The organism is Cytophagaceae bacterium, from assembly GCA_016722655.1.
In the GTDB taxonomy this organism is placed as follows: Bacteria; Bacteroidota; Bacteroidia; order Cytophagales; family Spirosomataceae; genus Leadbetterella.
This window is the reverse complement of the sequence record JADKIR010000005.1, coordinates 742,766-755,339: the sequence shown is the minus strand read 5'-3', so window position 1 is coordinate 755,339 and position 12,574 is coordinate 742,766. Positions and strand designations below refer to the sequence as shown.

Annotated in this window: 12 protein-coding genes; 6 read left to right on the top strand and 6 right to left on the bottom strand. The window is 37.1% G+C overall.

All coding sequences use genetic code 11. The features are described from left to right. The first annotated feature begins 14 nt into the window (after positions 1–14). On the top strand, positions 15–710 hold the full coding sequence (locus tag IPP61_19105) for an SAM-dependent methyltransferase (protein ID MBL0327237.1): 696 nt from the start codon (positions 15–17) through the stop codon (positions 708–710). Positions 711–837: 127 nt separating this feature from the next. Here the strand turns inward: IPP61_19105 and IPP61_19100 are convergent, their stop codons facing one another. Further along, positions 838–1,788, bottom strand: coding sequence for a G8 domain-containing protein (locus tag IPP61_19100; GenBank protein MBL0327236.1), 951 nt, complete (start codon positions 1,786–1,788; stop codon positions 838–840). Positions 1,789–1,907: 119 nt separating this feature from the next. Continuing rightward, complete coding sequence (locus tag IPP61_19095) at positions 1,908–4,484, bottom strand: transglycosylase domain-containing protein (protein ID MBL0327235.1); 2,577 nt, start codon at positions 4,482–4,484, stop codon at positions 1,908–1,910. Between the two features lie 238 nt (positions 4,485–4,722). Between IPP61_19095 and IPP61_19090 the strand changes: the two genes are divergently transcribed. From IPP61_19090 to IPP61_19080, 3 genes are all read left to right on the top strand, one after another. After that, complete coding sequence (locus IPP61_19090) at positions 4,723–5,637, top strand: ATP-binding cassette domain-containing protein (protein ID MBL0327234.1); 915 nt, start codon at positions 4,723–4,725, stop codon at positions 5,635–5,637. A 9-nt stretch (positions 5,638–5,646) separates the two neighbouring features. Continuing rightward, positions 5,647–6,996, top strand: a complete 1,350-nt coding sequence (locus IPP61_19085; protein ID MBL0327233.1) for an ABC transporter permease — start codon at positions 5,647–5,649, stop codon at positions 6,994–6,996. A 160-nt stretch (positions 6,997–7,156) separates the two neighbouring features. Further along, positions 7,157–8,656, top strand: coding sequence for a peptide MFS transporter (locus tag IPP61_19080; GenBank protein MBL0327232.1), 1,500 nt, complete (start codon positions 7,157–7,159; stop codon positions 8,654–8,656). Between the two features lie 34 nt (positions 8,657–8,690). Here IPP61_19080 and IPP61_19075 read toward each other — a convergent pair whose 3' ends face one another. Together IPP61_19075 and IPP61_19070 are read right to left on the bottom strand one after the other, a co-directional pair. Then, positions 8,691–9,020, bottom strand: a complete 330-nt coding sequence (locus tag IPP61_19075) for a translation initiation factor (GenBank protein MBL0327231.1) — start codon at positions 9,018–9,020, stop codon at positions 8,691–8,693. A 49-nt stretch (positions 9,021–9,069) separates the two neighbouring features. Next, positions 9,070–9,936, bottom strand: coding sequence for a diacylglycerol kinase (locus tag IPP61_19070; GenBank protein ID MBL0327230.1), 867 nt, complete (start codon positions 9,934–9,936; stop codon positions 9,070–9,072). A gap of 34 nt (positions 9,937–9,970) precedes the next feature. Between IPP61_19070 and IPP61_19065 the strand changes: the two genes are divergently transcribed. Both IPP61_19065 and IPP61_19060 read left to right on the top strand, forming a co-directional pair. Beyond that, positions 9,971–10,393: a nuclear transport factor 2 family protein gene (locus tag IPP61_19065; protein MBL0327229.1), complete on the top strand. Its 423-nt coding sequence runs from the start codon at positions 9,971–9,973 to the stop codon at positions 10,391–10,393. Between the two features lie 41 nt (positions 10,394–10,434). Continuing rightward, a complete protein-coding gene (locus IPP61_19060) occupies positions 10,435–10,851 on the top strand; it encodes a MaoC family dehydratase (GenBank protein MBL0327228.1) in 417 nt (138 codons plus the stop codon). A 76-nt stretch (positions 10,852–10,927) separates the two neighbouring features. Here IPP61_19060 and IPP61_19055 read toward each other — a convergent pair whose 3' ends face one another. Then, positions 10,928–11,107: a histone H1 gene (locus tag IPP61_19055; protein MBL0327227.1), complete on the bottom strand. Its 180-nt coding sequence runs from the start codon at positions 11,105–11,107 to the stop codon at positions 10,928–10,930. 133 nt (positions 11,108–11,240) lie between these two features. Further along, complete coding sequence (locus tag IPP61_19050) at positions 11,241–12,488, bottom strand: pyridoxal phosphate-dependent aminotransferase family protein (protein MBL0327226.1); 1,248 nt, start codon at positions 12,486–12,488, stop codon at positions 11,241–11,243. Between the last annotated feature and the right edge of the window lie 86 nt (positions 12,489–12,574).

The following is a 12,574-nucleotide window of genomic DNA, read 5'->3' as shown; positions in this document are numbered from 1 at the left end:
AAATATAAAAAAGAATGCGGAATTTATTTCTCTTACCCATGCTTCTTGCTGATAATACCCATCAAAAATCATTGACGCCGGAAGCCATAGCGGTTATTAAGTCATTGAAAGTATTTTTTGTAGAAAATATTAAAACCACCCGAAGGTTTATTTCTTCTTTAAAACTAGGCATGGTGATTGATGAGCTTCAATTTTTTGAAATCAATCAGGAAACAGGATTTGAAGAGGTTTATAATAATCTTCAGGAATCTGAGGGTGATTTTGGAGTAATCTCTGAAGCCGGATGTGCGGGAGTGGCAGACCCTGGAGCCTTGGTGGTAGAAGTGGCACATCAATTGGGGATAAAAGTAAATCCATTGGTGGGTCCAAATTCAATACTTCTAGCTTTAATGGCATCAGGTTTTAATGGTCAGTCTTTTGTTTTTCATGGTTATTTACCAATTAAAGATGATGAAAGATCGAAAAAACTCCGCCTAATAGAGAAAGAAGCCAGCCAGAAAAAGCAAACACAGATTTTTATGGAGACTCCCTACCGCAACCATCAGCTTCTGAATGCAATTTATAATAACCTCAACCCAGCCACAAGACTTTGCATTGCCTGTGACATTACCTCTGAGCAGGAATTTATCAAAACGCAGTCCGTAGGTACCTGGAAAAAAAATGGCCTTCCTGATATACAGAAAAGGCCAACAATTTTTTTGATTTATTAATTAGTTTTCAGGGGGTATATTTGTTACTTCCAAAATCTGAAAGTGAACCGGTTTTTAATGTAAGGTTCTTTACTTTTCCCAACTTCTTTAATTTCGGTTTTGAATAATTACTTTTCATTTTTCTAAATTAATTAACATATATTTTTTGGGAAACTATCTTACCATCCACATTAGCCTGTAAAATAAGGCTTTGCTTCTCTATATTATCTTTTAAGATAATTAATGAATGATCAATATTTTTTTGAACTTCAGCGTTAATTCTTTTTCCAGAAATATTAAAGATCTGAAAATCAGAAAACTCCTTCTGTGTTTTTATTTCAAAAATTTTGTTTTCTACCGGATTTGGAAAAACTAATAAACTGGAGGTCTCTAGGTGATAAAATTGGGAAATGATTTTTGAAAACTCAAAAGAACCATCCTGGTCAATCATTTTTAATCTGTAGTAATTGTTGCCAGGTTTTGGTGAATCGTCAAAAAAAACATAACTGCCTTCACCAGAGCCAGAAATAAGGCCAATACTTTCGAATGATTTACTATCAAATGATCTTTGAATATCAAATTTTGAAAAATTAGTTTCTTCACGTGTCTCCCAATTTAATTTTATTTTTGAAATTATAATATCGGAACTAAAATTTGACAATTTTACTGGAAATGATGGGGGAATTGTTCCGTGAGCTACCCCTTTTGGAATTGTATTAATTTCATTTCCACTATAGGTAGTTCCACCAGTTATCTTTAGTTTGTCATTGTTTGAGTTGGAAAATGTCGAGCCAGTGGAGGCATTAATGTATAATACCGTGGTTTCAACTTTTCCATTATCAGAAACATTTAGAGTACCGTTTACAGTGATAGATCTAAAAATCGGGCCAATGTTTGAATTTGCAATTACTGTAATTCCTGTTGGGATAATTATGTCATCACCAGCAACAGGAAGCGTGCCACTTATTGCAGGATTTCCCGAACACCAATTTGATGCCACATTCCAATTGCCACCCGATGCTCCACAGAATGTTCGGGTTGCCGAAAAGCCTAAATAATTGGAAATTAAAAAAAGTAAAATGAAGATTATTTTTTTCACGAAGTTTATAAGGTTATTTAAATGACAAATGTCATATAAATTGCTTATTTTTTCACAAAAAACTTATTAAATGGCAACAATAAATATAAATAATCCCATTTTTTATTAATAATATAATATTATTTTAGACTATCCCCACCTGGCCGTCTGACTTTTATTCTATCAAGTGATATTGTGCTGTCATTGAAGCGGTTACGGTATCTTTGAATTGAATCAATTTCTGCTGGGGTTAGTTCTCCCAAGGCCGTTGAATCCACTGCAACTGCTGCGATTGAAAAACAACTTAAATAGTCTTTTTCAATTTTCATGGTTGGCTTAGGGAATGGCCCCGGACTATAACCTAAAGCTTTATCCCGGTAAACTGCATCCATGAATTGGCCAAAAATTGGAAGTGCCGACCGGCTTCCTTCCCCCAGTCCTCCCCTGAAGTGAATAGAGCGGTCATCGCCACCCACCCAAACACCCGCAACCAGGTCTTTGGTAAATCCTACATACCAGGCATCGGAGTTATTGGAGGTGGTTCCGGTTTTGCCGGCTACCTGTCCACCATTTCTGAATAATTCTGAATAGTTATACATACTTCTCCCAGTACCACCAGGCTCTTCTACATTACCTCTGAGCATATATTGCATCAAATAAGCGGATTCAGGTCTTATAGACTCATGAGTTTTAGCTTCAAATTCAAAAAGGACTTTTCCTGTTTTATCTTCGATTTTATATACGAAAATCGGTTCGCGATAGAGGCCTTCATCTAGAAAAATACCATAAGCTGCGGTTAGTTCATAAAGAGACACATCTGAACTTCCCAAAGCCAAAGAAGCTACCTGATCCATTGGACTTGTAATTCCCATTTTTTTGGCATAATCCACTACGGTTTTAGCCCGCATTTCATCGACCAACTGTACTGAAACTGAATTTACCGAGCGTGCAATTGCTGATCGAAGGGTCATGTTGCTGTTTGAAAACCTACCATTGGCATTTTTAGGCTTCCATTCTTTATCCTGGCCATTTTCTTTCCATTTCAATATTACTTCCTCATCTTTTCTCCGGTCACAAGGAGAGAGGTTTAATGGGCCGTCAATTGCGGCAGTATAAACGATGGGTTTAAAAGCAGATCCAGGTTGACGTCTTCCTTGTTTTACGTGGTCATATTTGAAATGGTTGAAATCAATACCACCTACCCATGCTTTTATAAATCCTGAATAAGGATCGTAAGCCATCATACCTGCCTGCAAATATTTTTTATAGTACCTTATTGAGTCCATATGGCTCATCAGCATTTTTTTATCTCCTTCCCAGCTAAACACGTTCATTGGAACTGGCAGGTTCATATATTTATTGATGGAGTCTTTGTTTCCATCATATTTATCTGCAAGTTTTCTATAAAAATTGGTTCTCTTGGCTACCGTATCAATAAATCCGGGTATTTCATCACCATTTTCATAAGTCCATGGATTTTTATCTCTCCAGTGATTATTAAATTCTCTCTGAAGCATTTTCATATGCTGTCTCATGGCTCGTTCGGCATGATCCTGCATTCTTGAATCAATTGTTGTGTAAATTTTTAAACCATCCCGGTAAAGGTCCAGGTCTATTTCGTTCTTTTTAGCCCAATTTTCTATTTGTCTGGAAAGTGCAACTTTCAAATAATTGCCCTGACCGTCCTCAGCATCTTCCATATTAATATCCAGTTTGATATCCTCTTCCTGTAGTTTTGCCGCCAATTTTGCGTCTAAATCTCCGTTTTGAATCAGTCGTTGTAAAACAGTATTCCGACGTTTTTTTGAGTTTTTTGGATTCCGAATCGGGTTATAATAGGTGGTTGCTTTTTGTAAACCCACCAAAACGGCTGCTTCGGATACCGTGAGTTTATCAGGTGTTTTGTTGAAATAAGTCTTTGAGGCTGTTTTTATTCCAAAAGTATTGTTGCCATAATCAACCGTATTAAGATAAAGTGTTGCGATCTCTCCTTTAGTAAATCTTTTCTCCAATTGGATTGCCGTAAGCCATTCTTTTGTTTTATATACGATAGTTTTTACCAATGGAATGTAATAAAGTAATCCTCTCATTTCCTTTTTACGGGTATTGTATAGGTTTTTGGCAAGTTGTTGGGAAATCGTACTTCCTCCTCCGGCATCCGAGTTGCCTGATAGTATTCCGGCAGCCACACCGGCCATTCTTCTCAAATCAATGCCTGAGTGGTCATTAAAACGCTTATCTTCAGTGGCAATCAAAGCCTTAAAAACCCATGGAGATATGGCCGCACTGTCAACGGGTTGACGGTTTTCAGTAAAGAATTTCCCCATTTCTAAACCATCTGCAGAGTAGATTGTTGATGCCTGAGATAATTTTGGGTTTTGAAGTTGCTCAATGCTGGGCATTCCCCCGGTGAGCCAAAGGAAATTCGTATTTATCAAAAACAAAAAAATCAAGGTGGCAAAACCAATGCGATAAAACCATTTATAAATTTTTCTTATCAGCGTGTAATTCTCTCCGTCCGTATCAAGATGACTAAACAAAAATGTATTTGTTCGATTCAAAATGTCAGAAATCCAGTTTTTAGAGGATTTAACTTTTTCTTCTCCTAATATTTTTATTAATATAATTTCAATCCAATTTCCAAAGGCAGCAAATTGCCTGGCGATAAAATTGATAATTAAGGTATAATATTCTTTTGCCTTTTTAAATAATTTCATTTCTCAGATTTATACTTCAAACCCTTTTCGCAAATTTAAACTACTATTTCAATTATTTATTTTTCTCTTTAAAAAAAAAGCCATTTACTTTCAAAAAAAAGCAAAATATATGATAAAGAAACAGGAGTTATATTTTTTGAAAATCAATATTTCCATTTACCACAAATTTTATCCTTCTAAATATTTTATATTATTCTTTCTAATTAGCGTAGTATTTTTGGCAAAAAAACTGTTCACTATGTCTGAAAATATTCTGGAGATCAGAAATGTTGTAAAAAACTATGCCAATCACACTGCATTGGACGATGTAAGTTTAACCGTGCCCAAAGGCGTGATTTACGGTTTATTGGGACCCAACGGAGCCGGGAAAACCTCGCTAATCAGGATTGTAAATCAAATCACTGCTCCGGATGCGGGAAGCATTTTGTTTGATGGTAGGCCACTCAATGATCACAATATATATGAAATTGGGTATTTGCCGGAGGAAAGAGGGCTTTATAAAAAAATGAAAGTAGGAGAGCAATTGCTTTATTTGGCAAGGCTAAAAGGCCTGAACAAGGAGCAGGCAATGGAAAAACTCAAAGAGTGGTTCATTAAGTTTGATATAAAAACCTGGTGGGATAAACATATTGAAGACCTTTCAAAAGGTATGCAGCAAAAGATTCAGTTTGTGGCCACTGTTTTGCATGAACCCAAGTTAATCATTTTGGATGAACCGTTTTCAGGTTTTGATCCTATCAATGCTACGTTGATAAAAGATGAAATTCTTGAACTAAAAGAAAAGGGCTCTACGATAATCTTTTCTACACATAGAATGGAATCTGTAGAAGAGCTATGCGACTATATCGCTCTGATTAATAATTCGAAAAAAGTATTGGAAGGCAGGAAAAGTGACATTAAACAACAATATAAATCTAATACCTTTACCGTAGAATTTGAAAAAGGAGTTTTAAAAGATGGCGAGACTTTTTCGATTCATTCAGAAAGCCAAACTTCAGATGGCAATCAGCTGGCGGTTATCAAAGCATCAAGTGGTGTAGAAGGAAATCAAATTTTGGCTGAGTTGATGCAACAGATTGAAATAAAGCTATTTAAAGAAGATATTGCCTCCATGAATGATGTGTTTATTAAAGCAGTTAATCAATCAAACTAAAACCAGATTATGAAAAATATTTTACTGATTATTCAAAGAGAGTATCTGTCAAGAGTAAGGAAAAAGTCATTTATTATTATGACCATTCTTGGACCCTTGTTAATTGGTGCCATGTATGCTGTGGTAATTTATGCGGCAATTTCTTCTATTGATCAAAAGCAGATTATGGTTAAGGATGAAAGCGGACTTTTCAATGGGAAATTCAAATCTTCAGAAGAATTTGTATTTACGTTTTCGGAAGAAGGTATCGATAAACTTAAATCCCAGCTTGGAAAAGACAAAAAAGACGCCCTGGTGATTATTCCTGAAAATATTATGTCTGAAGGCTCAGGTGTTAAGATTTTTGCACAAAAAGGTGTTAGTCTGGAGCTCCAGAATAAAGTTGAAGGAGTCATAGAAAAGGAGATAGAAACCATAAAACTTACCGAGGCGGGTATCACAAAGAGTGTTTTGGAGAGTGCCAAAATGAATGTGAAATCTGAAACCCTCAGTCTGTCAGAAGGTTCTGAAAAGAAAAGCAGTGCTGCTGCAGCATCGGCTGTGGGCGGAATAAGTGCCTTTTTGATCTATTTAGCAGTGTTTATTTATGGTGCTCAGGTGATGCGTGGAATCACCGAAGAGAAAACCAGCCGAATAGTGGAGGTTATTATTTCATCGGTTAAGCCTTTCCAATTATTAATAGGTAAAATAGTAGGAGTAGCTCTGGTGGGCTTAACTCAATTTGGCTTATGGATTGTGCTTTCTGGCGGTGTAATATTTTTTGGACAAAAACTAGTTGGTGAAAAAATGATGGAATCCCAAAACGCAATTTCACAGGCACAAATGGCTAATTTACCACCCGAAGCCCAGGAAATGGCCAAAAAGAACATGAAAATGGGCTCAGGAATGGGTGCAGCAGGTGGTGTTTCAGAGATTATGGATGCTCTTGAAACTCTCCCAATGGCCACTATTATTGTTTCTTTCCTTTTTTATTTTTTAGGAGGTTACTTGTTGTATAGTGCATTATTTGGAGCAGTGGGTGCTGCAGTGGATAGTGAAACCGATACCCAACAGTTTATGATGCCCATTACGATACCTATCATAGCGGCATTTATGATGGCACAGTTTGTAATCCGTGACCCCAACAGTAATCTGGCCATCTGGACATCCATGATACCATTTACTTCGCCAATCATCATGATGGTGAGAATTCCTTTTGGAGTACCGGTTTGGCAAATAGTTATTTCTGTCTTATTATTGATAGGAGGATTTGTATTTACTACCTGGTTGGCTGCCCGAATCTATCGTGTAGGTATCCTGATGTATGGTAAAAAAGTAACCTGGAAAGAGCTTGGGAAATGGCTGTTTTATAAGGGATAAGAGAGTGAAGTTTAGGATTAAAAAAAGGAGAATAGTCGACTATTCTCCTTTTTTGTTATTTAGTATGTTTGGTGGTTTGTCTTTTCATTTGTAAGTTTGATTTCTGACATTAGAATTAACCTTTATCAAACTATATTTAATAAACCAAATAAATAAGAAAATGCAAGATAAATCATTTTTTGGCCATCCAAGAGGGCTTTTTGTATTGTTTTTAACCGAAATGTGGGAGCGTTTTGGCTATTACGGAATGCGTGCCATTTTGTTGTTGTTTTTAATAAGCCCAACTGCCAGGGGAGCCATGGGTTTGCCAGAAGCTGAAGGCACCTCCATTTATGCTCTTTATGTGGCTTCAGTTTATCTGCTCACACTACCTGGTGGTTGGATTGCAGACAATATTTTGGGTCAGAAAAAATCAATAATTTATGGAGGGGGATTGATTACACTGGGTTACGCTATTTTGGCAATTTCAAGTAGTCCATCTACATTTTATATTGGTCTGGTCGCAGTTGCCTTTGGTACAGGCTTGCTAAAAGCCAACATCAGTACCATAGTAGGTGAGCTTTATCCCGAAGGAGGAAGGAAAAGGGACGAAGCATTTTCTATTTTCTATATGGGAATCAACGTGGGTTCTACTTTAGGAATCGCGATGGTTGGCTATATTGGCGAAAAAGTAAACTGGCATTTGGGATTTGCAACGGCTTCTATTGCTATGCTTTTTGGACTAATCACCTTTATTTTTATGGGTCGCACTTACCTTAAAGGAATTGGTGATGAACCATCAGCCAAAGTGAAGGTTTCTGATACCAATGCAGTGGTTCATCCACCGATTAATAAAAATGTACTTTACATTATAATTGGAGCATTGGTGGTGTTATATGCAGCATTGCATTTTACCGGAAAAATTGATTTTTCCAATGCCCAGGGTTTAGCCAATGCGGCAGGAATTATCATAGTATCAATCACGATTGCCTATTTCCTTTTCATTTTGCTTGGTGGTGGTCTTAATACAGTTGAAAAGAAAAGAGTCGCGGTATTAGGAGTTTTATTTTTTGCAGTTTCTATATTTTGGTCAGGATTCGAGCAGGCTGCAACCTCTTTTCAGATATTTGCTTCCAGGCATACAGAAAGAACATTTTTTGGCTGGGAAATGCCTTCTTCATGGTTTCAGTTTTTCAATGCAGCATTTATCGTGATGTTGGCACCTTTGGTAAACAGCCTTTGGGCATTTCTTGAAAAACGAAATATGAATCCTTCAACTCCCGTGAAATTTGCCATCGGTTTGATATTAATGGGTGTTGGATTTTATGTGATGGTTCTAGGTGCCAATATTGCTGTTACCGGTGTGAAAGCATCTTTTATTTTCCTTTCTGTAACTTATGTATTGCATACTATCGGTGAGCTTTCAATTAGCCCCGTTGGTCTGAGTTCCTACACCAAGCTTGCTCCAAGACAATATGTGAGTCAGTTTATGGGTATCTGGTTTGTAGGTGCTTCTTTGGGTAACCTCATTGCCGGTATTTTTGCCGGTGGATTTACCGAAGGAAATTTACAACAAATGCCTTCATTGTTTAATCAGGTATTTGTGATAGGGATAGTTTCGGGATTGGTATTGTTGCTATTTGCCAAGCCTATCAAAAAGTGGATGGGTGGAATTGAATAAATGCCATATTTTATAAAAAAGAAAGCGGGAAGTTTTAACCTCCCGCTTTTTTTGCTTTATAGCCTTCTTTTAAAAGAAAAACCAGTATCTTATCCCGGTGATCTCCCTGTATCATTATCTCTTCATCTTTGGCAGAGCCACCTGAGCCACAAAGGTTCTGTATTTTTTTCTTTAAATTATTCAAATCATCCTCAGTACCTATAAATCCGGCAATCCGACTTACCACTTTACCGCCACCTTTGCGGTCGAGCCAGATTTTTAAATTTTGCTTTTCATTGGAAAGCGTTTTGGCAACTGCATTATCATCCTGATATTGATAATCTGGATTGGTAGAATATACTATACCTCCTTTATTGTTTTTCATATTATAAAATATTGATAATCAGTCAAATATTTCTTTTTTTTCAAAAATATTAAATCATAATTCCCAAGGCATTTTCCTTTATGGAAACTGAGATTCGGTCTGTTTCCAATTTCAGAGACTCGCCATCGATATGGATCAGCCATTGAGGCTGTCCTTTTAATTCAAAACTTTTCCCCCGATAATACTCCACGTATTTTGAAGTTCTTATTTTTCCTGCCATAAGCAAATAGCCCATCATGGTGCCGTACCATTTTGGGTGTGGACCAATAATGGAGCAATCGAGCATTCCATCATCTAAAATAGCATCCGGGGCTATAAATGCGTCATTCCCAAATTGGTTTGCATTGGCAAATGTCAGAGAAAAGTATTCCACCTCCTGACCTTGAAAGGCAACTTTTAATGGGGTATATCCAAAATAAGTCTGAAGAATGATTTTTACATAATTTGACAAACCTCTTTTATGGCTCCCTTTAGCAAAATGATAGGCACAAAGGGCGTCAAATCCAATACCGGATGTGCAGAAAAAAGGCTTTTCATTAATAAAACCTACGTCAATAAATCTTTTTGTACCATGGATAGCTTGTTGAAGAGCCTTTTCCCAATTCATAGAAATTCCCAGTGCCCGTGCCAGGCCATTTCCCGAGCCTACCGGAATAATAGACAGGCTTCCTTTGGTCTCAACCAATGCCGAGGCTACTTCGTTTACGGTGCCATCACCTCCAACAGCTACAAATTGCGAGAATCCTTTGGCAAGATATTCTTCTACAATTTCAAATGCATGACCTTTGTATTGTGTTTTTACGATTTCTGCCGACAAATTTTGCCCGGAAATTGTGTTTAGAATTGCTGAAGAAAAATCAATTTTCTTGGACCCGGCAATTGGGTTAATTATAAAAATGGAAGTTTGATTCGTCAAGTTTTTAAGATAATTTTGAAAAAAGTATACAAAAATGGGGAAAGTATTTTTAATAATCGTATTCATCTGGATGAGTTTTTCAGGTTTTGCTCAAAAAAAATCAGAAATCATGGAGGTTTTAAATCGTCAGCAGGAAAACTGGAACAAAGGAGACATCGAGACGTTTATGCAGGACTATTGGAAATCAGATGAGCTCAAGTTTATAGGAAAAAACGGAGTTGTAAAAGGATGGAATGCCACCCTTGACCGCTATCTTAAAAGTTATCCTGATCGTGCCACAATGGGCCAACTTAAGTTTGATATCAAAGAAATTGATTTTCATTCCAAAAAATCGGCCTGGGTTTTGGGTCAATGGCATCTAACCCGTCCTGAGAAAGGTGATGTGGGTGGTTTTTTTACATTAATATTTAAAAAAATTGATGGAAAATGGGTGATTGTAAGTGACCATACCAGCTAGTTTTTTTCTATTTTTGAGAAAATTTTATAAGTAAACCAGAAATGAAAGAAAAAATACCCGTAGGAGCGAAATTTCAACACGATTTTAGTTTTTCACAGGCTGATGTACAAGCTTTTGCTGATTTAACTGGGGACCACAATCCCATACATCTTGATGCCGAATACGCAGCCACCACCAAGTTTAAGGTACCGATTATACACGGACACCTTAGTAGCAGTGTATTTACACGGTTTTTGGGTATGGAGGTTCCGGGAGGTCCCGGCTCGATTTATATGAAACAGGAAACGGAATATTTGAGACCTATGATAGTTGATGTGCCTTATCAGGTAGTTTTTGAAGTGATAAGCGTTGATGCTACAAAACATGTTGCTCAGATAGCAACACAGGTAATCAATAAAGAAACCGGTAAAATGACCATCAGAGGCGTGGGGACACTTATTAATGAAGAATTATATTAAAAAATACTGACACAAAAAAAGCCGGTCCTTTTTGGGAACGGCTTTCATAATTTCTTTAAGATTCACATTTAGAAAATCAAAGACCTGCATTTTTCATTGCCTGAACTTCAGCTCTTACTGCTTTTGCCCACGCACCTACATCTTGCATACCTTTTCTAACTCTGGTACCGGCGGCCTTGTTTTTCTTGTCATAAAATTTGTCAAAGTCATCTTTCAAAGAAGTTACCAAATCATAAAGTTCAGAATACTTATTCATGAATTTAAAGGGGTTTTAAGTGTTAATAATACGTTTTCCGTGCAATTTAATATTATTTTCAAATAACCAAATTTAATTTTTAGAATAATTTTATTTTTTTCTGAAAAAATGGGATAAAACACTGTTTTTTTTATTATTCGGGCTTATAAGCACCTTCAGACAGCTTCTTTTTAACTTCTTCAAACTTATCCATAGTATATTCTACATCTTCAAGGGTATGCGAAGCGGTTGGAATTATCCTGAGTAAGATTACGCCTTTAGGTACAACAGGATATACGATAATTGAGCAGAATATACCCATATTTTCCCTTAAATCTTTGATAAGGTTGGTTACTGTAGGCAAATCATAATCTCCCTGCAAAAATACAGGTGTAACCGGTGAGGTTGTATTGCCAATTTCAAAGCCTCTTTTTCTGAACCCATCCTGCAGTGCATTTACGATGGTCCAGAGCTGGTCTTTGAGCTGAGGGTTTTTCTTGATAAGCTCCAGACGTTTCATTCCACCTAAAACAAAAGGCATTGGAAGAGCTTTGGCATAAGTTTGAGATCTGAGGTTATATTTCAGGTACATTACAATCTCTTTTTTTGCCGCAATAAAAGCACCGATAGCCGCCATTGATTTTGCGAAAGTACAGAAATGTAAATCTACAGCATCCTGAACACCAAAATGCTCAGGTACACCTGCTCCGGTTTTCCCCATTGTTCCGAATCCATGGGCGTCGTCAACCAATAGCCTGAATTTGAATTTTTTCTTTAACTCGGCAATTTTATCAAGACTACCTACAGCTCCAGACATCCCAAAAACACCTTCGGTAATCACCATTATTCCACCTCCTTGCTCTTCAGCTAGTTTAGTAGCACGTATTAGGTTTTTTTCGAGGCTTTCCATATCGTTGTGCTTAAAGGTATAGGTCTTTCCTCCTTTGGCACGATGAAGACGGGTACCATCAATCAGACAGGCATGCGATTCGGCATCATAAACGATGACATCACGGGGGTCAACCATGGCTTCAACCACAGACATAACACCCTGGTAACCATAATTGAGGAGAAAGGAATCTTCTTTTCCTACAAACTCTGCCAGTTCTTTTTCAAACTGCTCATGCAATTCAGTATTTCCGGTCATCATACGGGCACCCATAGGATAGGCAAGACCATATTCTGCAGCTGCTTTAGCATCAGCTTCTCTAACTTCCGGATGATTGGCCAAACCCAGGTAGTTGTTTAGCGACCAGTTGAGCATTTTTTTGCCGTTAAACGACATATATGGTCCTAGTTCGCCGGTAAGTTTTGGGAATGAATAGTAATGATGTGAATAATGAGCGTGTGAGCCGATAGGCCCCATATTATTGACTACTTTATCAAAAATATCTTCAATCATCTTGATTTTATTGGTAAACGTTCTCTGAAAAATTTTGCGAATTTAGCCATTTTCAGATAAAAAGAGTACAAAAAATCTAAAAATTG

Excerpts from the sequence above, each read along its gene's own strand:
- IPP61_19060 (MBL0327228.1), top strand. The coding sequence starts at position 10,435 with ATGAAAGAAAAAATACCCGTAGGAGCGAAATTTCAACACGATTTTAGT.
- IPP61_19105 (MBL0327237.1), top strand. The coding sequence starts at position 15 with ATGCGGAATTTATTTCTCTTACCCATGCTTCTTGCTGATAATACCCAT.
- IPP61_19095 (MBL0327235.1), bottom strand. The coding sequence starts at position 4,484 with ATGAAATTATTTAAAAAGGCAAAAGAATATTATACCTTAATTATCAAT.
- IPP61_19050 (MBL0327226.1), bottom strand. The coding sequence starts at position 12,488 with ATGATTGAAGATATTTTTGATAAAGTAGTCAATAATATGGGGCCTATC.
- IPP61_19055 (MBL0327227.1), bottom strand. The coding sequence starts at position 11,107 with ATGAATAAGTATTCTGAACTTTATGATTTGGTAACTTCTTTGAAAGAT.
- IPP61_19085 (MBL0327233.1), top strand. The coding sequence starts at position 5,647 with ATGAAAAATATTTTACTGATTATTCAAAGAGAGTATCTGTCAAGAGTA.
- IPP61_19090 (MBL0327234.1), top strand. The coding sequence starts at position 4,723 with ATGTCTGAAAATATTCTGGAGATCAGAAATGTTGTAAAAAACTATGCC.
- IPP61_19080 (MBL0327232.1), top strand. The coding sequence starts at position 7,157 with ATGCAAGATAAATCATTTTTTGGCCATCCAAGAGGGCTTTTTGTATTG.
- IPP61_19075 (MBL0327231.1), bottom strand. The coding sequence starts at position 9,020 with ATGAAAAACAATAAAGGAGGTATAGTATATTCTACCAATCCAGATTAT.
- IPP61_19065 (MBL0327229.1), top strand. The coding sequence starts at position 9,971 with ATGGGGAAAGTATTTTTAATAATCGTATTCATCTGGATGAGTTTTTCA.